We start from the raw sequence: 21,534 nt of genomic DNA, 5'->3' as shown, positions 1-21,534 counted from the left end.
TATTCCAGTCATATAATCGAACAATCAAATAAGTAACCTGTCTTACTTTTTATCAGAACTCAAAAGAGTAATTTATGTCAATTCAACCAGTAGAGTTAAACAAAGCCTATCGTTTATTGCAGGTCGGGCCAACGACGATGATATCGGCTAAAAATGATGGCATTGAAAATGTCATGGCAGCGGCTTGGGTGGGATTAGTAGGCAATAACAAAGTAATGGCTTTTATAGGTCCACAGGCATTTACTCGCGGGCTTGTCGAAAAAAGTGGATATTACGTTGTCCAGATCCCAGTAGTAAATCAGATGGAAATGGTTTTATATGCTGGAGGCCACAGTTATTCTGACACACCAGATAAAAACAGTAAAATTCCACTGTTTTATCAGAATGAGTTTGATCTGCCTTTAGTTGAAGGTTGCGCTGGCTGGCTAGTCTGTAAAGTTATACCCAATGAAGAAAATGAAAAGCAGCACAACTTGTTCATGGGGGAAATTGTCGGAGCATGGAGTGATGACCGCGTTTTCAGAAATGGGCACTGGATTTTTGATGATGCGCCTGATGAATTACGTACTGTCCATTATGTAGCTGGTGGACAGTTTTACGCTATTGGCAAAGGTACTAAATTTAATTATGGTCCGGGAAAAGACTAACCCTTACTTCTGTATAAATGTAGCCATAGAAAATGGCTACATAATAGAGGTAAGAGCATCAAAATCAACCCACTAAAGATGTCCGCTTTTCGCTCAGAGCGGACTGTCTGATTTGATTGTGCGCTGTTAGGGAATGTTGCCAGTTTCATTCTAAATAACCTATGCATGCATTAGGTGCATGAAATCGCATGATGATCCGGTGTTATTTTTACCCCCACAGCGCCAGCACTGGCGCGGATCGCGCCGGATCATGCAACTGCATTAAAAGCGACACATAAAGCGCGCAGGCGAGGCGGGGATAGCATTGCGCGCAAGCCGTGTTGAACCCCTCCCAAAAGAGCCGCCAGCGTCCCGTCACGGCGATTTATCGCAATACTTGTATGAGAATGGGGTTTGATGTCGTGGCGCCATGATGGCGCTCTCAGGCGCTTACAGCGCACTGCATAATATCGCCAATCAGTGACACCAAAAAACGACACCATAATATTCTTGCAATAGTGTCATAAAGTGATACTATAAACCCCATGAACAAACGACACCAAAAAACGCTGTCAGATGTGTTTGCCCGGCCTGTCAACGGTTCTATAAAGTGGTCTGATATTGAGGCGCTTTTTACCGCATTAGGGGCGGAGATTCACGAAAGGGAAGGTTCTAGGATCGCGGTGCTGTTGAAAGGTGAAAAAAGAGTCTTTCACCGGCCACACCCCAGACCTACCACTGACAAGGGGGCGGTTAACTCCATTCGGATCTGGTTGGATAGCTTAGGAATAAAACCATGATGAATAACACACTGAAAATTGACGGCCATACGGCCGTCATCAACTTCGACCCTGAAATTGAAATGTTCCGGGGCGAGTTTGTCGGGCTGAATGGCGGCGCCGACTTCTACGCCTACAGCGTGGACGAGCTGAAGAAAGAAGGCGCGATCTCACTCGCGGTCTTTCTCGATGAGTGCCATAAAGACGGCATCGAGCCTTACAAGTCGTACAGCGGCAAAGTAACCACCCGCCTGTCGCCGGAACGCCATCAGGCGTTAGCCATTGCCGCACAGGCTACCGGGCAGTCGATTAATGAACTGCTGAATGAAGGTGTTGATCTGGTTATCGAAAAGCATTCCTGATCCAGCGCCAACAAAAAAGCCGCCAATCATTGGCGGCTTTTTGCTTATTCGGTCGGCAACTCATACGGCGCGAATCTAATCACCTCTTCCCCGATCCAGTCGTTCACCTCCTTCATGCGTTCTTGCAGCGGTGTTAGCTCGTTGCGTACAAACACCTGAGCGGCTTTTTTAACGTCCCCGAAGCCGCCGGTATTGTTCGGGATAATCCCCATCATCTGCGGCGGTACGCGGTGTGCGCTTAGCAGATCGTCGCGGCTGGCGTTCTTGATATTGAAAAAGTCGTCCTTGGTGGCAACCTCGGACAGCGGCAAAATCTTAATGCCGTCCGGTTTGCCATTCGGGGCGTACATGAACAGATTGCGGAAGTTCCCCAAGCCCTTAGTGTCGGCCATGGCTTTGCGCATTCTGTCAACGTCGCTGGTACTCTGCGACGCGTCGGTCACATACAGGATGTAACCGGCGTGCGCCCCGTTCTGGTAATACTTACGGCGGAACAGCGTCGCCGCCTCATTCAGCCAGGCGGAGTTAAGCGCGCTGAGGTACTCCGGCAGGCCGTACAGTTCCTGATTGATGTCCGGCTCAATCAGGTGGAAAACGCTGTCGGTCTTGAAGCGATGCGCCTCTTTCCAGTCCTGCACAAACCAGTAAGCGCCGCGCTCCACCCCGCGCCGCGTGTATTTGGCCGGGGAGGATTTCAGCTGCAGCGGCGCGCCGAGCCGGTTTTGGCGCTCTTCTAAATAGGCGTTGCCGAACACCAGATAATCCAGCGCATAGCGGCTAAACTCCTGCTGACTTAACAGCCGGTGCGGGATAAACGTTGACGCTAAAATGTTGCGCTTAACGTACATCGGCGAGCTGTGATGCACGGCGGCGCGCACGCTGCGCGCCAGCCCATCGAAGCTGATCGGCGGTTCGTACCACTTGCCATTTGTCGTGCATTCGATGTAATCCAGAATTTCCCGTTTATCCAGCACAGCGGACGGCTCGCCAAAGGTGAACGCCTCAAAATCCTGCTTCTGCTCTGCTGGCTGGGCTGGCGTCGGGGTGGTAAATGCCTTGCGGCCTTTGCGCTTACTCATCAGTAAAACTCCAAAATGTTCGGGCTGCTGTGGCCGCTGCCTGCGGTCAGCGGTTCGTTTAAGAGGGCGTGCATGATTGCCCACGCGACATCTGCGTGGCTGGCTTCTTCGCTGCGGCTGGCGGTGTAGGTGGAGCGCGCGCCGCTGGCGGTCATGGTTTTGCGGATCGCCATAAAGGCGGCGGTGATGTCGGTGTGGCTGGTGTCGTATTCCAGACAGCCGCGCCCGATGGTGTCTTTTGCCTTCAACACCATGGCGGTTTTGATTTCCGGCGTGTATTTGATTTCTCGCGCGGCCGGGAAGAACTCGCGCACCAGCTGGAAAACACCTTGGCCGACGGTGGTTGCATCGATGCCGATGTATTCCACGCAGTATTTTTCGGTCAGGTCTTTAATCTTCTGGGCCTGCGCGGCAAAGTTCATGCCCTGCCACTGGTGGCGCTCGAGCACGCGGAACTTGCCCCCGGCCACTATTGGCGGCGCGATCACCGCGCATCCGGCGCTGTCGCCGCCGTTGGCTTCCGATGGGTCGTAGCCGATCCACACCGGGCGATAGCCGAATGGCCGCACGGCGTAAGGGTTGAAGTCTTCCCATTCTTCCAGCGCATCGACCATGCAGCCTTGCAGCTCGGCGAACGGGAATACCGACGCGGTATCGTCCACAAATTCGCACATCAGCAGATTCTGATACTCTGCCGGGCTGTATTCGAGCGACAGCTGATCGAGGTCGAACAGGTTACAGCCGCCGGTCAGCGCATCCTCAACCGTGACAATCTGGCGCCATTGCCCATCACCGCACAGCACGCCTTTTGACAGGTGGCTGTGGCTGAGGTCGAGCTGAACGTGATCGGCTTTACTGCGGCGGCCTTTGTTAAAGAGTTCCCCCGACCAGAACGGATAAGCGGAGTGCGCCAGACTCGACGGAGTGGAAAAGTAGGTGGTGCGCCACCGCTTGTGCAGCGACATCCCGCTGGCGACTTTGCGCAGCTCCTGAAACTTCGGGATCCAGAAATACTCATCAAGATACAGATTGCCGGTGTAGCTCTGCGCGGTGCGCACGTTGGTGCCGAGGAACATCAGGCGGGCGCCGTTCGGCAGCACCATCGGATCGCCTTTCAGGTCAACCTCGACCAGCCGCGCAAAATCAATGATGTAATTGCGGAATACATGCGCCTGCGCCTTACTGGCCGACAAGAAAATCTGATTGCGGCCGGTGGTCAGCGCATCGAGCAACGCCTCGCGGGCAAAGAAGAACGTGGCGCCGATCTGGCGCGATTTCAGGATGTTGCGGATACGGTGTTGCAGCCCGGCGCGATACCACCCCATTTGATACTCGAAGGTGGTTTCCGTGAAGATACTTTGCAGTTTCTCCACGGCGGCCTCGCTGAACACGTTGCGCTCGGCGGGCTTGCGCTCGCCTTTGTTGCGGTTGGCGACGTTCGGGTTTAAGTCCGCCTCGTTGCCAGTCGCCGAATAGCGATTGACCCGCGCCAGCCGTTCAATCTGGCGGCCTAACAGGTCGATTTCTTTGAAGTCTTTCCCCTCCTTGACGTCTTTCATGATGAGCTGAATCAACCGTGCTTCCATGCTTTGCTCCACGCGGGAAATGGGCGCGATGTCGTCCCATTTATCGCGCAGCTTCCAGCTCTGCACGGTCGGCCCCTTGAGGTTCAGCGTTTCCGCAATTTGGCGCACAGAAAAGCCCTGCCAGTAGAGCAAGGCAGCTTGGCGTCGCGGATCGCTGATGATGGTTGTTGCTTGTGTCGTATTCATGCCGCCAAGGCTACGAAAGCGCCGGGCGGCTCGCATTAAGCCCTTGTTGTGCCTCAGATCTTCCAACCGCAACGCGTTGAGACGCGCCGCCATTCCCCCGAAACTAGCACCGAACCCAATCACCACAACCGGAGCCGTTTACATGGCAAAGAAAGTTACTAAGTTTTTCCGCATCGGCGTTGAAGGCGACACCGTTGACGGCCGCGAGATCGGCGCTGCGGATATTCAGCAGATGGCCGCGACCTACAGCCCGAAGGTGTACGGCGCCCGTATCAACATGGAGCACATCAAGGGGATTTTGCCGGATGGCTATTTCCGTCGTTACGGCGGCGTGGTTGAGCTGAAGGCCGAAAAAATCGACGAGCCGGACGAACCGCTGTTGCACGGCAAGTGGGCGCTGTACGCCAGTCTGGCCCCGACCGCCGATCTGGTGTCGATGGTCGGCGCGGGCCAAAAGGTTTTCACCTCGATGGAGATCCGCCGCGATTTCGCCAAGACCGGCAAGTCGTATCTGGTCGGGTTGGCCGTCACCGATGACCCGGCGAGCCTCGGCACTGACATGCTGGAGTTCAGCCGCCGCCACGAGAACGTCGAGTTCTCCGCGCCGCTGGAAGTCCATTTCGATTTTGAGCCGGTCGCTGACCCGGAAACCTCATTCTCTGCCCGCATCAAAGCGATGTTTAGCCGCAAGCAGGCCACCGACGATGTGCGATTTGGTGAGATGGAAGGCGCCGTGATGACCGTGGCCGAGCAGTTGCAGGAAGCGGACACCCGCTTTACCGAGAAATTCGCTGCACTGAGCGAGCAGGTTGCCGATCTCAAGCAACAGGTAAAAACCGGCAGCGATGCGTTCAGCGCGCTGCAAGCCCAGCTTTCCACCTCGGAAGATTTCAGCCAGCAGGCCCGCCCGGACGCCACCGGCGGCAACAGTGCGCAAGACGTGCTGACCGACTGCTAAGGCAGTCAAACCCGATAAAACCGAACAAAAACAGGAAGAAAAATGCGCAAGCAAACTCGTTTTAAATTTAATGCGTTTATGTCTCGCCTCGCCGAACTGAATGGCGTAGCAACCGGCGATCTGGATAAAAAATTCAGCGTTGAGCCGTCCGTCACGCAAACCATCATGACCCGCGTACAGGATTCCTCCACGTTCCTGACCCGTATTAATATCCTGCCGGTTAAGGAAATGAAGGGAGAGAAAGTCGGTTTAGGTGTGAGCGGCTCCATCGCCAGCACCACCGACACCGCCGGCGGCGATGAACGCGAAACGGCCGACTTTGCCACGCTGGACAGCGATGACTATTTCTGCCAGCAGGTGAACTACGATTTCCACATCCGCTACAACACCCTCGACCTGTGGGCGCGTTATCAGGATTTCCAGACCCGCTTACGCGATGCAATTGTTGAACGTCAGGCGCTCGACCGCATCATGATCGGCTTTAACGGTACGCACCGCGCCAAAACCTCCAACCGCGTCAAGTTCCCGCTGCTGCAGGACATTGCGCCGGGCTGGTTGCAGAAGTACCGCGAGAACGCGCCGAGCCGCGTGATGAACAAAATCGTGGGTATGGACGGCAGCGTGGTGTCTGAAAACATCCGCGTGGGTGCCGGTGGCGATTACGCCAACCTCGACGCGCTGGTGATGGATGCCACTAATACCCTGATTGCACCGTGGTATCAGGAAGATCCTGAGCTGGTAGTGATCTGCGGTCGTCAGCTGCTGGCCGACAAGTATTTCCCGCTGGTCAATCAGGAACAGCCCAACACCGAAGCGCTGGCCGCCGATCTGATTATCAGCCAGAAGCGCATCGGCAACCTGCCCGCCGTGCGTGTGCCGTACTTCCCGGCGGATGCGCTGCTGATTACGCGCATGGATAACCTGTCGATCTACTGGCAGGAAGACACACACCGCCGCCATATGGTGGAGAACGCCAAGCGCGACCGCATCGAAAACTATGAGTCCATCAACGAGGACTATGTGGTGGAGGATTACGCCTGCGGCTGTCTGGTGGAGAACATCGAGCTGTTGGCCGTCAAGCCGACCGAGCCAAAAACCAAGGCCGCACTGCCGACCTCCGGCGATGACATTAAGGCGCTGGCCGGTGCCATTGTTGAAGCGGTGAAGGTTGCCACCGCTCCAGCGGAGCCAGTCGCCGAAGTGAAAGACCCGGAGGAAGCACCGGCAGACGACAAAGCGAAAGGCGGTAAATAACCATGACCAGCCCTGCCCGCCGTCACCTTATGCGCCAGTCAGCGGTCGAGGCCGCGCAGCGGGAGAATGACCCGCTGCGCCACGCCAACGGCTATGAACGGATGATGCTTAAACTCAATGAAGATAAGCGAAAGCTCAAACAGGTGCGCTCACAAGAGCGTAAGGCCGAACTCAAGCGCCAACTGCTGCCGGACTATGCCCCCTGGGTTGCCGGTGTGCTGGCCGAAGGTCGCGGCGCGCAGGACGCCATTCTGATGACGGTCATGATCTGGCGTCTGGATGCCGGGGACATTCCCGGCGCGCTGGACATCGCCCGCTATGCGCTGCGCTACCAGTTGGCGCCGCCGGGCAATTTCGCGCGCTCCACGCCATACCTCATCGCAGAAGACGTCGCCGAGTCTGCCACCCGCGCCTTTGAGGCTGGGGAGCCGGTCAACATTGACCACCTCACGCAGACGATGGAACTCACCGACGCAGAAGACATGCCCGACCAAGTGCGCGCCAAGCTGCACAAAATCACCGGGTACGTCTTGCGCGCGGCGGGCAGGGCTGAACTGGCATTGAACCACCTTAAGCGTGCGCTGCAGTTGCATAACGGCTGCGGCGTGAAAAAAGACATTGAACGGCTGGAGCGGGCAATACGCACCGCCGCCAGCCGCTGACAGAACGCGCCCCGCGCCGGGCGGCACGACGGCCGCGACAGGTTTCACCTCGTCAACGCCGTCGTCCACCGCCCCCTAACTTTCTGAGGTCATATGAGCACCGTTGTGATCCAACGGCCACGCCCGGACGCGCCAGCACCGCGCCCGGAGGATGAGCCGATCGTTAAAAACGTCTTTTTCTGGCCGGACATTGACCCGGCGGACGTGCGCGACGTGATGCGCATTGAAGGCACTATCACCGCCCCGCGCCTGCGGCTGGCAATTAAAAGCGCGATCGCGGAGGTCAACGCCGAGCTGTTCACTTTCCGCCGCGACCAGATGGCCGACGGCTATCAGCGGCTTGAGGATGTGCCGGGCGAACAGCTTGACGGCGAAAGCGTGCGGGTGAGCGAATACCGCAACGCCGTTAGCGCGATGACCATGGCGACGCTCTCGGAGCAATACCGCAGTTTCGACACCACCGCCACCGGCGGCCGCAAGGCTGATGTGGTCGAAGCCTCGATCGGCGAGCTGTGGCGCAACGCCCGCAACGCGATCAGTAACGTGGCCGAGCGTAGCCACTGCATCATCGGGCTGCTCTGATGAGAGTCTACGCCCTGCAGGGCGACACCGTTGACGCGATTTGTTGGCGCTACTACGGGCGCACGCAGGGCGTGGTTGAGCAGGTCTATTCGCTAAATGAAGGGCTGGCCGCTGCCGGGGCGATTTTGCCCCACGGCCACCCGGTTGAGCTGCCGGACGTGACCGCCGCACCGCAGCGTGAAACCGTCAATTTATGGGATTAAAAACATGGAGCGCATCACATCATTTTTAGCCTACGCGGTGGCGATGTTCCTCGCGTGGATCGGCAAATATTCGCCGCAGGACATCGCTTTTATGGTTGGCGCCGCCGTCGGTGTCGGCACATTTCTCGTTAACTGGTACTACCGCCGCAAAAGCTACCAGCTGTTGAACAAGCTAGGCGTTAGCCGGAGGGTTTACGATGAACTCAATCGCTAAACGCTGCAGTGTGGCCGCCGTGCTGGCGCTGGCGGTGCTGCTGCCGCAATTCAGCGCGCTGCAGATCTCTGAGGCTGGGTTGCGACTGCTGGCCGATTTCGAGGGCTGTCGTTTATCGCCGTACCAGTGTCAGGCGGGCGTCTGGACAAGCGGCATTGGCCACACGGCCGGGGTAAAGCCCGGCAAGGTTATCAGCGAGCGCCAAGCTGCCGTTAACCTCATCGCCGACGTGTATCGCGTGGAGCGCGGCATAGGGCGCTGTATGCCTGTCACGATGCCGCCGCCGGTTTATGACGCGGTGGTGTCCTTTGCCTTTAACGTTGGCGTCACGGCCGCCTGTGGCTCTACGCTGGCCGGTTTCATCAAGCGGCAGGACTGGCGCAGCGCCTGCCAACAGTTGCCGCGCTGGGTGTTCGTCAACGGCGTCAAATCGCCGGGGCTGGAGCGGCGCCGGGCGGCGGAGCTGGCCCACTGCCTGATCGGGGCCGCGCCATGAGCCGCGCGATCGGGTGGTTTCTGGTGCTGGCGCTGGTCGTCGCCGGTTGGATGAAATGGCAGGTTGTCACGTTGGGTGAACGGCTGGAGAGCGCCCGGCAAGAAAACGGCCGGATAGCGGCGGCGCTGACGGATACCCGCGCGGCGATCGACACGCTGCAGGCGGCGGCCGGTCGGCTGGCGCAGGAAGAGGAAAAGTTAAGGGACGATCTCGCCGCCGCGCACCGGCTGGCACTGACGCGCGAGCAGAAAATACAGAGGTTACTCAATGAAAATCAGCAATTACGGGACTGGTTTAACACTGCTTTGCCTGCTGACGTTGCCCGGCTGCACCAGCGCCCCGGCTTCACCGGCGCCGCGGATTATCTACGTTGGCTGTCCGAAAGTGAGTCTGTGCCAAATCCCGGCCAGCCGCCCGGCGACTAACGGCGATCTGAGCGCCGATATTCGCCAGCTTGAAAACGCCTTGGCGGCCTGCGCGGTGCAGGTCGAAACGATAAAACACTGTCAGGAACAACACGATGTTAAAACCGCAACAGCTCCGCGCTGAGCTGACAAGCTGCCTGCCGTGGCTACAGCGCAACCCTGAAAATCTGCAAGTGCGGGTAGAACGCGGCAATGTGGCCGCCACGCTTGCCGCCTCGCTGTCCCATGAGTACCGCTATACGCTTAACCTGCTGTTTTTGGACTACACCGGCGATCTGGATTTAATCATGGTGCCGATTCAGGCATGGCTACGAGAGAACCAGCCGGACATCATGGCAACCGAGGAAAAGCGCCGCACCGGGATCACCTTCGCGAGTGACTTCAACAACAACGGCTCTTACGATTTCAGCGTATCGCTGCAGCTGACCGAGCGTGTCGTGGTCAGCGAACAGAACGGAGCACTACACGTTAAGCACCTGCCGGAGCCGCCGTTACCGGAGGACATCACGCGGCCGATGCAGCTCTTTGTTCACGGTGAATTAGTGAGTGAATGGCATGAGCGAGCTTAATCCCTTTGACACCCGGCTTGCCGGGCTGATTGCCAAGCTGTCGCCGCAGTCGCGAAAGTCGCTGGCCGTTGCCGTGTCAAAGCGCCTGCGCGCCGGTCAACAGCAACACATCAAACGCCAGCAGGCGCCGGACGGCACACCCTACGCGCCGCGCAAAACTCGGCTTCGAAACAAAAAGCGCCTGCGCGATCGGGCAATGTTCTCCAAGCTGCGCACGGCCCGTTACCTGAAAGCCCAGGGCAACAGCGATGCGGCCGTGGTTGAGTTTGTCGGGCGGGTTCAGCGTATGGTCAATGTGCATCATTTTGGCCTGCGCGATCGGCCGACGCCGCACAGCGATGCGGTAAAATATGAGGCCCGTCCGTTGCTGGGATTTGGCCCGGATGACGTCAAAATCATAGAAACGGCCGTGATAGAACACCTCGCAGAATAACCCCCTGTTGTGCCTCCGATCTTCCAACCTCATCGCGTTGTCGCCGCCCGCGCCGGGCGGCATCCTTCCAGCATGAACAATCAACACGACATTTTGCGCCTGCTGCGCAACCTGATCCGCATCGGCACCGTGAGCACCGTTGACCTTGATAACGGCCTGTGCCGCGTCGAAACCGGCGGCAATCTTACCGACTGGCTCAACTGGCTAACCTGTCGCGCCGGGCGTACTCGCAGCTGGTCGGCGCCTTCTGTCGGTGAGCAGGTGCTGATCTTTGCGCTGGGTGGCGAACTCGATACCGCGTTTGTGCTGTGCGGCATTTTCTCTGACGACTTCCCGGCCCCGTCTGCGTCGGCGGATGCGCTGCATATCGCATTCCCTGATGGCGCGGTTATCGAGTACGAACCGGAAACCGGCGCGCTGAGCGTGTCAGGGATTAAAACCGCCGACGTGCAGGCGTCGGAGTCCATCACCGCCAGCACCAAAGTGGTGATCGTTACGGCTGACAAAATCACGCTCGATGCGCCGGAGGTGGTCTGCACCAACAAACTCACCACCGGCACGCTGGAAGTGAAAAAAGGCGGGGCGATGCACGGGAACATTGAGCACAGCGGCGGCTCGTTCTTATCCAACGGCGTTGTTGTTGATATGCACACCCACGGCGGCGTCCAGACCGGCGGCGGGAGAACCGATAAACCCTCATGAGGACACCAGTATGAAAACCCTATCAGTAATTTTGGCCGCTCTTGTTTCTCGATTGGGTGCTGCGATTGCCTTATCGGGCGCTGTCATGCTGGCACTTAATGGAGTCTCCGGCTGGGGCTGGTTCTTGTTTATCGGGCTGCTGCTGTCATGAACAGCGCTAAATATATCGGCATGAACCGAGGCACCGGCCGCACGCTGACGGACATCGAGCATATTCGCCAGTCCGTGGCGGACATCCTGATCACGCCGCAGGGTTCGCGCACGATGCGCCGGGCTTACGGCTCGTTGCTCTCTGAGCTGCTCGACCAGCCGCAGAACGACGCGCTGCGCCTGCAGATTATGGCCGCCTGCTATAGCGCGATTTTGGCGTGGGAGCCACGCGTCAAGCTGACCGGCATCGCTTTTAATACCACTTTTGACGGCAAGATGGTGATCGACATCACCGGCACCCGCACCGATGCCCCCGGCGCGCTGTCGCTGTCTGTTCCTGTGAGCTGAAACCATGGCAACGATTGACCTTTCACAGCTGCCCGCGCCGATCGTCGTTGAGGTGCTGGATTATGAAGACATTTTGGCAGAGCGTAAGGCGACGCTGATTTCGCTTTACCCGGAGGAACAGCGGGAGGCCGTCGCGCGCACGCTGGCGCTGGAGTCGGAGCCGATCGTTAAGCTGTTGCAGGAAAACGCCTACCGCGAGGTGATTCTACGCCAGCGCGTCAACGATGCCGCGAAAGCGGTGATGCTGGCGTATTCCACCGGCGAAGACCTCGACCAGCTCGGCGCCAACTTCAACACGCCGCGACTGGTGATCGCCCCGGCGGATGAGAGCACCATTCCGCCGACACCTGCAGTCATGGAAGCGGATGAAGATTACCGCCTGCGCCTGCAGGATGCTTTTGAAGGCATGAGCACAGCGGGATCGGCCGGTTCCTACCGTTTTCACGCCCGCTCGGCTGATGGCCGGGTGGCCGATGTGACGGCAATCAGCCCATCACCGGCTAATGTGACCGTCACCGTGTTGTCACGAGACGGCGACGGCACCGCCAGCCCCGAACTGCTGCAGGTTGTCCGCGATGCGCTGAATGATGAGGACGTGCGCCCGGTTGCCGATCGCGTCATCGTGCAAGCGGCAAAAATAACCCGCTATGGCATTGTTGCCACGCTGTTTCTCTATCCCGGCCCGGAGGTTGCGCCGATCCTCACGGAGGCCAAACAACGTTTGCAAAATTATGTACTGACCATGCGCCGCTTAGGCCGCAGTATCCGGCGCTCCGGCATCATTGCGGCGCTGACCGTGGAAGGTGTTGAACGTGTTGAGGTTGCTCAACCGGCCACCGACATCGTGCTGGATAAAACGCAGGCGGGTTACTGCACTGGCGTGAACATTACCCCAGGGCGCGCCGATGACTAACCGTCTATTGCCTGTCGGCTCATCACCGCTGGAAGTTGCCGCCGCCGCCGCGTGTGCCGAGCTGGAGCGCGTGCCGGTTCCTCTGCGTGATTTGTGGAACCCGAAAACCTGCCCGGTGCATCTGCTGCCCTATCTTGCGTGGGCGTTCTCTGTCGATCGCTGGGATGAGGCGTGGCCGGAGGACGTCAAGCGGGGCGTGGTTTCGGCCGCGTTCTATATCCACCGGCACAAGGGCACCATCGGCGCCGTGCGCCGCGTTGTGGAGCCGCTTGGCTACCTGATCAACGTTATCGAGTGGTTCCATACCGACGGCGCCGATCCGCCCGGCACCTTCCGGCTGGATATTGGCGTGCTGGAAACCGGCATCACCGAAGAAATGTATCAGGAAATGGAGCGACTGATCGCCGACGCCAAGCCCCTGAGCCGCCACCTGATCGGCCTCAACGTTTTGCAGGACATCCCCGGCCGGATTTACACCGGCGCGGCCGCCATTGATGGCGATGTCATTACCGTTTACCCCGGGTAAGAGAAAATCATGAACAAATACAAAGCGATTATTACCACCGCCGGGGCGGCTAAGATTGCCGCCGCCAGCGCGGGCGGCACGCAGTTGAAAATTGTCCGTATGGCCGTCGGTGACGGGAACGGCACGCTGCCGACACCTAACCCGGCCCAGACCAAGCTGGTCAACGAGAAATACCGCGCCGCACTCAACGGGCTGACTATCGATAAGGCGCTGAAAAATCACATTCTGGCCGAGATGATTATTCCGGCGAACATCGGCGGGTGGTGGTTGCGTGAAATGGGCCTCTATGACGAGGCCGGGACGCTGATTGCCGTCAGCAACATGGCGGAGAGCTACAAGCCGAAGCTGGAAGAGGGCAGCGGCCGCACGCAGACGCTGCGCATGATCCTGATTGTCAGCAGCACCGAGGCGGTGCAGGTGATCGCCGGTGGCGACACCGTGCTGGCGACCAAGGATTTTGTGGCCGACGCGATCGCCGCGCATGAGAAAACCCGAAACCACCCGGACGCCAGCACCACGGCGAAAGGGCTGGTGCAACTGAGCAGCGCGACGACCAGCACCGATGAAACGAAAGCCAGCACCCCGAAGGCGCTTAAAACTGTCAGCGATGCCAGCATGAAAAAGGCCGCCAATCTGTCCGACTTGCCCGATAAGGCCGCCGCGCGTGGCAATCTGGCGTTAGGTACGGCCGCGACGAAAAACGTCGGGGTGGCTGGCGGGCAGTTGATGGAGGTCGGTGCGTTTGGATTGGGAAGCGGCTCACGCCACCGGGAAGATGCTTATTGTAATCAGGGGGAAATCTATCGGGTTAATGGCTCATCAAAGAATGCACCGGGCGGCGATGTTTATGGCGTGCTGAGTTTGCCCTGCGACGGTGGCCCGTCGGGCGCGTATATGGCAGTACAAAACAACGGAAACGCATTCTTTGGCCGTTCAAATATCGCGGAAAACGGTGTGACTTGGTTTCAGGCTTACACCACCAAATTTAAGCCGACTGCGGCAGACGTCGGGGCATGGAGCAAAACAGAAGCCGATGGCCGTTTTCTGATGCTTTCCGGCGGCACAGTAAAAAAACTGGCGATTAAGTCCGGCAACGCGGAAACAGAGGGGAGCACACTCAATATTGAGGGAAATCAGCATACGCCCTTAGTGATGAGCCGTCTTTCTGCTCAGGGAAATTTATCTATCGGCTTCCAAGTCGCCGGAAAGGCGTTAATGCGACTTGGTGTTGGGGCTGATGACGAGTTGCACTGGGGGGCTGAAGCTAATCAGGCGTCGAACCCGCGCATTTATACGACGGCGAAGCCACCGACCGCCCAAGAAACAGGGGCGTTGACGGATGCGCAGGCCGTGCAGAAATACGCGCTGCGCTCTATCAAAGTCAACGGTAAGCCGCTGAGCGGCGATGTCAATCTGTTGGCCGGTGATGTCAAGGCATGGAACAAAACCGAAGCGGATGGCCGCTATGTAAAACAGACCGGCGACACGATGAAAGGGGCGTTAACTCTGCCGCGTATCGTATTCCCGAACGAAAATACCGCCAATGCTGACGATGACTTAAATCGCGAAAATGGCTTTACCGTTGAGTCATTGGTTGCCACTACCAATAAAGGCTATCCCGTGCCGGGCGGCATGGGGGTGTTGTTTACTGGGAAAGTGAACGAGTTCCGCAATGTGCAATTTGCCGTAGGCTCCGGCGATATGGCGTTTTATTTGCGCTCGATGCGAAAAGACAGTGCGGCTTCGCTCCGCTGGGCGCGAGTTTATACGACGGACTACAAACCAACGGCGGCCGATGTTGGCGCCCTGACTGACGCGCAGGCCGTCCAAAAATACGCACTCCGATCCATCAAGGTGAACGGTAAGCCACTGTCCGCTGATGTGAATTTGTTGGCCGGTGACGTTAACGCGTGGAATAAGACAGAAGCGGATGGCCGCTATTTGGCTAAAACCGGCGGCAATATTACGGGCGGGGTATCGTCAAGCTCCTGGGTATCTGCTGCGGCGCTGACATCGGATTATCACGGCACCGGCGATAACACGAATAAAGCCCCGGAAGGCGCCGGAGCGTACAGCAATCAGCTTGGCACGCGCGCGCCTTTTTACCAGACTGATTTTCAGTGGGAAGCAAACAGCGGCGCGATTTATGTGCCACTGGTGAAAGGTAAATCGACGCGTAAGGGCAAGGGCTGGCCGACCGCAGTTAGCTATGGCTATTTGATGCCGGGCGAGAATATGCATGCTCACCCCGTTATTCATGCGCTTGGTGATGGAGTGGAAAGTATTTGGCAGTTTAATACTCAAACTGGCGGCATTATTAGTGGGAAAATGGGCGAGTTCGCCAGTCAGGCATGGGTTAACAATGGGTTGAATGGTCGGGTTGACTGGCCCTCCTTTAATCAGCATGTGGGCGCCAGAGCGACAATTGACTGGGTTAATCAGAACTTTATTCAAAATGTCAGATACAGCGCGGAAATGCATGTCGGCGCGACCGGGATTTATACCTATCACGATAATACCGTACTAACCGGTTTCAATAACAAAGACGGCGATTACTCTGCTGAAGAGCTGTTTTGGAGCTACATCCAAATTTATAAAAATGGTCAGTGGATCACAGTAGGACGATAACATGAAGAATATTAAAAACTTTCAGCTCGGCGAGCCAAAAACACCGGAGCAATTAAAATTACGCAATCAGCATAATGCCATGTTCCTTTTCTCTGAAGATGGTAATGAGTGGTATCACTGCCAGAAAGATTTTGCGGAGGATACGATAAAAGTTGCCTACGATGAAAAAGGGATTATCCGCAGCATTGCCGCCAACAACGATATTTCTACGTTGTGGCCTGTCGGGTTAAGCGTCGCGGAAGTGGCAAACACAACCGCCAATCGCCGGGCCGATATTTCCGGTGGTTGGGTATTTGATGGGAAAGCCATTGTTAAACGCAGTTATTCGCCTGACGAATATCAGGAACAAGCGAAAAAGGAACGGGTTGCCCGCATTGCGGCGGTGGCGCGGCATATCGCGCCATTACAGGATGCGGTTGATTTGGACATGGCGACCGAGGAAGAAAAAGCGCTGTTGGCGGACTGGAAAAAATACCGTGTGATGCTAAATCGTCTTGATATGACGTCGGCCCCGGAAATTGACTGGCCGGTGGCGCCCGGCGCCTAAGAAAAAAGCCCGCAGCGATGCGGGCTTTGTGTTTGCGGCTTTCCCTGATGTTGCCGCGTCTTTGCCTTTCGACCTTACCCCGCCCGGCTAAAATCCGTCCAATTGATTGCATAGATCAATAAGGCGTTATTGATCGGCGCAAACGATCGTCATTCCCTCAAAAATCCCCAATCCGTCCCGGCCTGTTGTCTGGTCGGCCTTCCAGCACCCACCGCGTGCGGCCCGGCGCGCCGGGCGTCATCATGCCTGCACCTACTCACCACCCGGAGCAAATTAATGGGCGATTATCATCACGGCGTGCGCGTCGTCGAAATCAACGACGGCACCCGCGTTATTTCCACCGTATCGACGGCAATCGTCGGCATGGTCTGCACGGCGGAGGATGCCGACGCGTCGGTTTTCCCGCTTGATACCCCGGTACTGATTACTGACGTGCTGGCCGCCTCCGGCAAGGCCGGTAAAAAAGGCACGCTGGCGGCGTCGCTGCGGGCGATCGCCGAACAGGCGAAGCCGGTCACGGTAGTTGTCCGCGTTGCCACCGGCAAAGACGCGGCGGAAACCACCTCCAATATCATCGGCGGCGCGAACGCTGAAGGCCGTTACACCGGCATGAAAGCGCTGTTATCTGCACAGGCTGAGCTGGGCGTTAAGCCGCGCATCCTCGGCGTGCCGGGGCTGGATAATCAGGAGGTCGCGACGGCGCTCGCCGGGATTTGCCAGCAGTTGCGCGCGTTCGGCTATATCAGCGCCCACGGCTGCAAAACCGTGCAGGAGGCTACAAAGTACCGCGACAATTTCAGCCAGCGCGAGCTGATGCTGATCTGGCCGGATTTTGTCAACTGGAACACCACCGCCAACCAGAGCGACATCGCCTACGCCACCGCCCGCGCGCTGGGCCTGCGTGCCAAAATTGACACGGAAACCGGCTGGCATAAGACGCTTTCAAACGTCGGCGTTAACGGCGTGACCGGCATCACCGCCAGCGTGTTCTGGGATTTGCAGGCGCCTGGCACCGATGCTGACCTGTTAAACCAAGCGTGCGTCACTACGTTGATCCGCAAAGACGGCTTTAAATTCTGGGGTTCCCGCACCTGCTCTGATGATCCGTTGTTCCTGTTCGAGAACTACACCCGCACCGCGCAGGTGCTGGCCGATACAATGGCCGAGGCGCACCTATGGGCCGTTGACCGCCCGGTAACGCCTACGCTGGTGCGCGACATGATTGACGGCATCAACGCGAAATTCCGCGAGCTGAAATCCGCAGGGCTGATTATCGACGGTACTTGCTGGTACGACGAAAGCGCCAACACCAAGGAAACCCTGAAGGCGGGCAAGCTGTTTATCGATTACGACTACACGCCGGTGCCTCCGCTGGAAGATTTAACCCTGCGCCAGCGTATCACCGATCGCTATCTGGCGACGTTTGCGGCATCCGTGAACCGCTAAAGGAGACGTTAGAACATGGCACTGCCGAAAAAACTGAAATACCTGAACCTGTTCAACGACGGCTACAGCTATATGGGCGTCGTGTCCTCGCTGACGCTGCCGAAGCTCACCCGCAAGCTGGAGAAATACCGGGGCGGCGGCATGAACGGTGCGGCCTCCATCGATATGGGGCTGGACGATGACGCGCTGGCCGTTGAATGGTCGATGGGCGGCATTGATGAGCTGGTGTTGAAGCAGTGGGGCGCCGTCGATGCTGTGCCGCTGCGCTTTGCCGGTTCCTTCCAGCGTGACGACACCGGCGAGGTGTCCGCTGTGGAAGTGGTGATGCGCGGCCGCCACAAGGAAATTGACTTTGGCGAGTACAAGCAGGGCGAGGATACCGAAACCAAGGTATCTACCGAGTGTACTTACTTCAAGCTGACCGTGGACGGCAAAGAGCTGATCGAAGTCGATACCGTGAACATGGTCGAAAAGGTCAACGGCGTTGACCGGCTGGCCGAGCATCGCAAGGCGATCGGCCTGTAATTTTTGCGCCAGCCCGCCGGGCTGGCCCTTTTCCCCCCTGATTTGAGAGAACACCATGAAAGACGCAAAAGAAAATACCGTTACCCTCGAAACCCCGATCCAGCGCGGTGAAACCACCATCACCGAGGTGCAGGTGATTAAACCTAACGCGGGCGCGCTGCGCGGCGTCGGGCTGGCGGCGATCGCCAACGCCGACGTTGACGCGCTGCTGGTTGTGCTGCCGCGTGTGACCGTGCCGAACCTGACAAAAGAAGAATGCGCGCGCCTTGAGCTGCCGGATTTGGTGGCGCTGGCCGGGAAAGTGGTCGGTTTTTTGTCGCCGAACTCGGCGGCGTAATCCCCGACGCCCGGCTGGGCGTTGATGACCTGATGGCGGACATCGCGGTGATCTTCCACTGGCCGCCGTCTGAAATGGCCGGAATGACGCTCACGGAGCTGTTGAACTGGCGCCATTTGGCACTGCAACGCAGCGGAGTTAATCACGATGAGTAAAAGCCTGCAGCTACAGGTGCTGCTGAAGGCCGTAGACCAAGCCACCCGCCCGCTAAAGAGTATCCAACAGGCAAGCAAACAGCTTGCCGGTGACATCAAAACCACGCAGCAAACCCTCAAGGCTCTGGACGCGCAAAGCGCCCGGATTGACGGGTTTCGCAAGGCGCAGGGCCAGCTCGCTGTTACCGGACGGGCCCTGAAAAACGCCAAGGCTGAAGCGGCGGCGCTGGCCGTCCAGTTCAAGGCGACGGAAAAGCCCACGGCGCAGCAAGCGCGCTTGCTGGAAGCATCAAAGCGCGCCGCCGCCGAGCTGCAGACGAAATACAACGGTCTGCGCCAGTCGGTGCAGCGCCAGCGTGACGCGCTCAACGCTGACGGCATCGCTACCCGGAACCTGAGCGCCGAACAGCGCCGGTTGAAGGCCAGCGCCAGCGAAGCCACGACAGCGCTGGGCCGCCAGCGCGGCGAGCTGGATCGCCTGAGCAAGAAGCAAGAGCAGGTTAACCGCGTCAGTGCGCGTTACCGTGCCGGGCAATCGGCAACCGCGGCTGTCCGTAATACCAGCGCGGCCGGGCTGGGTATCGCTACCGCCGGGCTGGTCGCTGAAGGGGCGTTTATTGCGCCGGGGGTGCAGTTCGACAGGCAGATGTCAGACACGCAAGCCACGTTAGGGCTGGCGAAGGATGACCAGCAACTGGCCGCCATTCGCCAGCAGGCGCGGGATATTGGCGCCACCACTGCGTTTTCGCCGACGGACGTCGCCCGCACGCAATCCGTATTGGCAAAATCCGGCTTTAACGGCGATGCCATTCTGAAATCGACCGAATCAACGGTAAATTTGGCGCTGGCCTCTGATCTGGACATCGCCGACGCGGCCGACATCATCACCAACATGCAATCGGCGTTTAACATGCCGATAGACGAGATCCAGCGCGTCGCGGACGTGATGACCAAAGGTTTCACCAGCTCGAACAGCAACCTGATGGATTTTGGCGAAGCGATGAAGTACGTCGCGCCGATCGCCGAGGCTGCCGGGGCCAGTATCGAGGACACCACCGCCTTGCTGGGCGTGTTGGCTGATAACGGCATCAAGGGGTCTATGGCCGGTACGGCGGCCAGTGCGATGTTTACGCGGTTACAGGCGCCCGTCGGGCAGGCGGCTGATGCGTTGTCAGAATTGGGCGTAAAAACAAAGGACGGCAAAGGGAACATGCTGCCGATCGCGAACATCCTCAAGAAAATTAACGGCTCGTTTAAAACCAACAAGCTCGGCACCGCGCAGCAGGCCGAATACCTGAAAGTCATTTTCGGCGAAGAGGCGATGAAAGGCGCTATCAAGCTGATTGATGCCGCCGGTAACGGCAAGCTGAGCGAAAAACACAGCACCGTCACCCAGTCAAAAGGGGCTACGGCCCAGATTGCCCGAGTGAAGGTGGACAACCTCGACGGCGACCTGAAAAACCTGTTTTCGGCGTGGGAAGATGTTCGCATTGAGGTGTTCGACGGCCAGAATTCAGCGCTGCGCAAACTCACGGTTTCCGCCACTGAATGGCTGACCAAGGCCGGGGCATGGGTGAAGGCTAATCCTGAGCTGGTCGGCACGCTGGTGAAAGTCACGGCGGGCGTTACGGCCCTGATCGGTGGCCTCGCTGCGCTGGGCCTTATTGCATGGCCGGTGATGGCCGGGGTCAATATGTTGATCGCCGGGGCCGGGCTGCTGGGAACGGTCTTTACCACCGTCGGCGCCGGGATTGCGGCCGCATTCAGTGTGATCACCTTGCCGGTGGTTGCGGCGGCGGCGGTGATTGCCGGTGTGGCGTTGACTATCCGTAAATATTGGGAGCCTATCAGCGCCTTTTTGACGGGCATCGGCGAAGGCTTCAGCGCCGCTTTCGCGCCGATGCGCGCCGCGCTTGTCCCGCTGGCAGGCGCATTTACGCCGCTGCTTAGCATGGTGCGCAACGTGTGGCAGTGGTTCGGCAAGCTGATCGAGCCGGTGAAATCCTCACAGGCCGAACTTCAGACCGCCGCGCGCTATGGCCGCATGTTTGGTGAGTGGATCGCGGCCGGATTGAGCCTGCCGCTGCAGCTGTTGGGCGGATTGCCCGGCCTGCTGACCGGCATCTGGGGCGTTGCGAGCGGTATCGCGGAGCGTGCCGCCGCCGTCTGGGACACCATCGGCGAGCGTGTTAACGCGGCATGGCTGGCGCTGAGCGCCGCCACGGTTCAGGCATGGGATCGGCTGACTGGCTGGCTTAATGGCAAATGGGAGGGGCTGGTAAATGGGGCTAAAGCGCTGCCGGGGCAGTTCAAAGAAGCCGGGATGAACATGATTAACGGGGTCATTGACGGCATTAGCGAGCGCTGGCAGGCGCTGAAAGACAAGTTTTCCAGCCTCACGGATATGCTGCCGGACTGGATGAAATTTGGCGACGATGAGGCGGAGGTTAACCCGTCGATTTCATACAATCGCCCGGCGCCTGAGCTGATGCCGGGGCCGGGCTATGCGGGGGCATTCGACAAGGGCGGCATCATCCCGCGCGGCCAGTTCGGCATCGTCGGCGAGCGTGGCCCGGAGATTGTCAACGGCCCGGCCAACGTCACCGGGCGCCGGAAAACGGCGGCGCTGTCGGCGGCGATGTTATCGCTGTCAACGCCGGTGATGGCGTCGGCCCCGGCTGCCGCATCCGCTACGGCGCCAGCCCCGATCACGATTCAGGTGTACGGCGCCCCCGGTCAAGACGCGGCATCTATTGCGCGCGAAGTCTCGCGCCAGCTTGAGGCCGAACGACGCAAACACGCGGCTGCCGCGCGCAGCCGCATGAACTACGAAGGGTAAAACC

At 58.4% G+C, this 21,534-nt stretch carries 28 protein-coding genes; 26 read left to right on the top strand and 2 right to left on the bottom strand.

Annotation, left to right across the window (positions count from 1 at the left end; genetic code table 11):
• Nucleotides 1–74: 74 nt before the first annotated feature.
• The 3 genes from SSARUM_RS20765 to SSARUM_RS20755 all read left to right on the top strand — a co-directional run bounded on the left by SSARUM_RS20765 (nucleotide 75) and on the right by SSARUM_RS20755 (nucleotide 1,767).
• Nucleotides 75–647, top strand: coding sequence for a flavin reductase family protein (locus SSARUM_RS20765; RefSeq protein WP_019843167.1), 573 nt, complete (start codon nucleotides 75–77; stop codon nucleotides 645–647).
• A 524-nt stretch (nucleotides 648–1,171) separates the two neighbouring features.
• Entirely contained in the window at nucleotides 1,172–1,426 is a 255-nt protein-coding gene (locus SSARUM_RS20760; protein WP_071605322.1) for a type II toxin-antitoxin system HicA family toxin, read from the top strand.
• Complete coding sequence (locus SSARUM_RS20755) at nucleotides 1,423–1,767, top strand: type II toxin-antitoxin system HicB family antitoxin (protein ID WP_223294898.1); 345 nt, start codon at nucleotides 1,423–1,425, stop codon at nucleotides 1,765–1,767. The genes SSARUM_RS20760 and SSARUM_RS20755 overlap by 4 nt, the downstream gene beginning before the upstream one ends.
• 44 nt (nucleotides 1,768–1,811) lie before the next feature.
• Here the strand turns inward: SSARUM_RS20755 and SSARUM_RS20750 are convergent, their stop codons facing one another.
• Together SSARUM_RS20750 and SSARUM_RS20745 are read right to left on the bottom strand one after the other, a co-directional pair.
• On the bottom strand, nucleotides 1,812–2,846 hold the full coding sequence (locus tag SSARUM_RS20750) for a phage portal protein (RefSeq protein ID WP_033649034.1): 1,035 nt from the start codon (nucleotides 2,844–2,846) through the stop codon (nucleotides 1,812–1,814).
• The gene (locus SSARUM_RS20745) at nucleotides 2,846–4,618 is read right to left on the bottom strand and encodes a terminase ATPase subunit family protein (RefSeq protein WP_033649036.1); all 1,773 of its coding nucleotides are present in this window, start codon (nucleotides 4,616–4,618) and stop codon (nucleotides 2,846–2,848) included. Before SSARUM_RS20745 ends, SSARUM_RS20750 begins: the two co-directional genes overlap by 1 nt.
• A gap of 142 nt (nucleotides 4,619–4,760) precedes the next feature.
• Between SSARUM_RS20745 and SSARUM_RS20740 the strand changes: the two genes are divergently transcribed.
• The 23 genes from SSARUM_RS20740 (at nucleotide 4,761) to SSARUM_RS20630 (ending at nucleotide 21,530) form a co-directional block, all read left to right on the top strand.
• Nucleotides 4,761–5,576, top strand: coding sequence for a GPO family capsid scaffolding protein (locus tag SSARUM_RS20740; RefSeq protein ID WP_033649037.1), 816 nt, complete (start codon nucleotides 4,761–4,763; stop codon nucleotides 5,574–5,576).
• A 42-nt stretch (nucleotides 5,577–5,618) separates the two neighbouring features.
• Nucleotides 5,619–6,830, top strand: coding sequence for a phage major capsid protein, P2 family (locus SSARUM_RS20735; RefSeq protein WP_140926693.1), 1,212 nt, complete (start codon nucleotides 5,619–5,621; stop codon nucleotides 6,828–6,830).
• Nucleotides 6,831–6,832: 2 nt separating this feature from the next.
• Nucleotides 6,833–7,492: a phage terminase small subunit gene (locus SSARUM_RS20730; RefSeq protein ID WP_033649039.1), complete on the top strand. Its 660-nt coding sequence runs from the start codon at nucleotides 6,833–6,835 to the stop codon at nucleotides 7,490–7,492.
• Nucleotides 7,493–7,585: 93 nt separating this feature from the next.
• The gene (locus SSARUM_RS20725; protein ID WP_033639340.1) at nucleotides 7,586–8,074 is read left to right on the top strand and encodes a head completion/stabilization protein; all 489 of its coding nucleotides are present in this window, start codon (nucleotides 7,586–7,588) and stop codon (nucleotides 8,072–8,074) included.
• On the top strand, nucleotides 8,074–8,277 hold the full coding sequence (locus SSARUM_RS20720) for a tail protein X (RefSeq protein WP_015379118.1): 204 nt from the start codon (nucleotides 8,074–8,076) through the stop codon (nucleotides 8,275–8,277). Before SSARUM_RS20725 ends, SSARUM_RS20720 begins: the two co-directional genes overlap by 1 nt.
• 4 nt (nucleotides 8,278–8,281) lie before the next feature.
• Complete coding sequence (locus tag SSARUM_RS20715; protein WP_031231709.1) at nucleotides 8,282–8,491, top strand: HP1 family phage holin; 210 nt, start codon at nucleotides 8,282–8,284, stop codon at nucleotides 8,489–8,491.
• A complete protein-coding gene (locus tag SSARUM_RS20710) occupies nucleotides 8,475–8,987 on the top strand; it encodes a lysozyme (protein WP_033649040.1) in 513 nt (170 codons plus the stop codon). Before SSARUM_RS20715 ends, SSARUM_RS20710 begins: the two co-directional genes overlap by 17 nt.
• A complete protein-coding gene (gene lysB, locus SSARUM_RS20705; RefSeq protein ID WP_033649041.1) occupies nucleotides 8,984–9,412 on the top strand; it encodes an Rz-like lysis system protein LysB in 429 nt (142 codons plus the stop codon). The genes SSARUM_RS20710 and lysB overlap by 4 nt, the downstream gene beginning before the upstream one ends.
• Entirely contained in the window at nucleotides 9,306–9,536 is a 231-nt protein-coding gene (gene lysC, locus SSARUM_RS20700; RefSeq protein WP_230199994.1) for an Rz1-like lysis system protein LysC, read from the top strand. The genes lysB and lysC overlap by 107 nt, the downstream gene beginning before the upstream one ends.
• Complete coding sequence (locus SSARUM_RS20695) at nucleotides 9,508–9,981, top strand: phage tail protein (RefSeq protein ID WP_033649042.1); 474 nt, start codon at nucleotides 9,508–9,510, stop codon at nucleotides 9,979–9,981. Before lysC ends, SSARUM_RS20695 begins: the two co-directional genes overlap by 29 nt.
• Nucleotides 9,968–10,414, top strand: a complete 447-nt coding sequence (locus SSARUM_RS20690; RefSeq protein ID WP_033649043.1) for a phage virion morphogenesis protein — start codon at nucleotides 9,968–9,970, stop codon at nucleotides 10,412–10,414. The genes SSARUM_RS20695 and SSARUM_RS20690 overlap by 14 nt, the downstream gene beginning before the upstream one ends.
• 72 nt (nucleotides 10,415–10,486) lie before the next feature.
• On the top strand, nucleotides 10,487–11,116 hold the full coding sequence (locus tag SSARUM_RS20685) for a phage baseplate assembly protein V (RefSeq protein ID WP_033649044.1): 630 nt from the start codon (nucleotides 10,487–10,489) through the stop codon (nucleotides 11,114–11,116).
• A gap of 10 nt (nucleotides 11,117–11,126) precedes the next feature.
• Nucleotides 11,127–11,267, top strand: coding sequence for a hypothetical protein (locus SSARUM_RS20680; protein ID WP_154231760.1), 141 nt, complete (start codon nucleotides 11,127–11,129; stop codon nucleotides 11,265–11,267).
• Nucleotides 11,264–11,614, top strand: a complete 351-nt coding sequence (locus SSARUM_RS20675) for a GPW/gp25 family protein (protein ID WP_033649045.1) — start codon at nucleotides 11,264–11,266, stop codon at nucleotides 11,612–11,614. Before SSARUM_RS20680 ends, SSARUM_RS20675 begins: the two co-directional genes overlap by 4 nt.
• Before the next feature lie 4 nt (nucleotides 11,615–11,618).
• Nucleotides 11,619–12,527, top strand: coding sequence for a baseplate assembly protein (locus SSARUM_RS20670; protein WP_033649046.1), 909 nt, complete (start codon nucleotides 11,619–11,621; stop codon nucleotides 12,525–12,527).
• Nucleotides 12,520–13,053 carry a phage tail protein I gene (locus SSARUM_RS20665; protein ID WP_033649047.1) on the top strand — a complete coding sequence of 178 codons (534 nt, stop codon included), beginning with the start codon at nucleotides 12,520–12,522 and terminating at the stop codon, nucleotides 13,051–13,053. The genes SSARUM_RS20670 and SSARUM_RS20665 overlap by 8 nt, the downstream gene beginning before the upstream one ends.
• A gap of 9 nt (nucleotides 13,054–13,062) precedes the next feature.
• Entirely contained in the window at nucleotides 13,063–15,681 is a 2,619-nt protein-coding gene (locus SSARUM_RS20660; RefSeq protein WP_050438975.1) for a phage tail protein, read from the top strand.
• A 1-nt stretch (nucleotide 15,682) separates the two neighbouring features.
• A complete protein-coding gene (locus SSARUM_RS20655) occupies nucleotides 15,683–16,228 on the top strand; it encodes a tail fiber assembly protein (RefSeq protein WP_033649048.1) in 546 nt (181 codons plus the stop codon).
• A 276-nt stretch (nucleotides 16,229–16,504) separates the two neighbouring features.
• Nucleotides 16,505–17,674, top strand: coding sequence for a phage tail sheath protein (locus SSARUM_RS20650; RefSeq protein WP_140926691.1), 1,170 nt, complete (start codon nucleotides 16,505–16,507; stop codon nucleotides 17,672–17,674).
• Nucleotides 17,675–17,689: 15 nt separating this feature from the next.
• Entirely contained in the window at nucleotides 17,690–18,199 is a 510-nt protein-coding gene (locus SSARUM_RS20645; protein ID WP_023447563.1) for a phage major tail tube protein, read from the top strand.
• A 55-nt stretch (nucleotides 18,200–18,254) separates the two neighbouring features.
• The gene (locus SSARUM_RS20640) at nucleotides 18,255–18,536 is read left to right on the top strand and encodes a phage tail assembly protein (RefSeq protein ID WP_033639350.1); all 282 of its coding nucleotides are present in this window, start codon (nucleotides 18,255–18,257) and stop codon (nucleotides 18,534–18,536) included.
• 32 nt (nucleotides 18,537–18,568) lie between these two features.
• On the top strand, nucleotides 18,569–18,691 hold the full coding sequence (locus tag SSARUM_RS20635; RefSeq protein ID WP_023456045.1) for a GpE family phage tail protein: 123 nt from the start codon (nucleotides 18,569–18,571) through the stop codon (nucleotides 18,689–18,691).
• Nucleotides 18,684–21,530, top strand: coding sequence for a phage tail tape measure protein (locus tag SSARUM_RS20630; protein WP_033649050.1), 2,847 nt, complete (start codon nucleotides 18,684–18,686; stop codon nucleotides 21,528–21,530). Before SSARUM_RS20635 ends, SSARUM_RS20630 begins: the two co-directional genes overlap by 8 nt.
• Nucleotides 21,531–21,534 lie beyond the last annotated feature (4 nt).

The organism is Serratia sarumanii, from assembly GCF_029962605.1.
GTDB lineage: Bacteria > Pseudomonadota > Gammaproteobacteria > Enterobacterales > Enterobacteriaceae > Serratia > Serratia sarumanii.
This window is presented reverse-complemented; position numbering and strand designations above follow the sequence as displayed.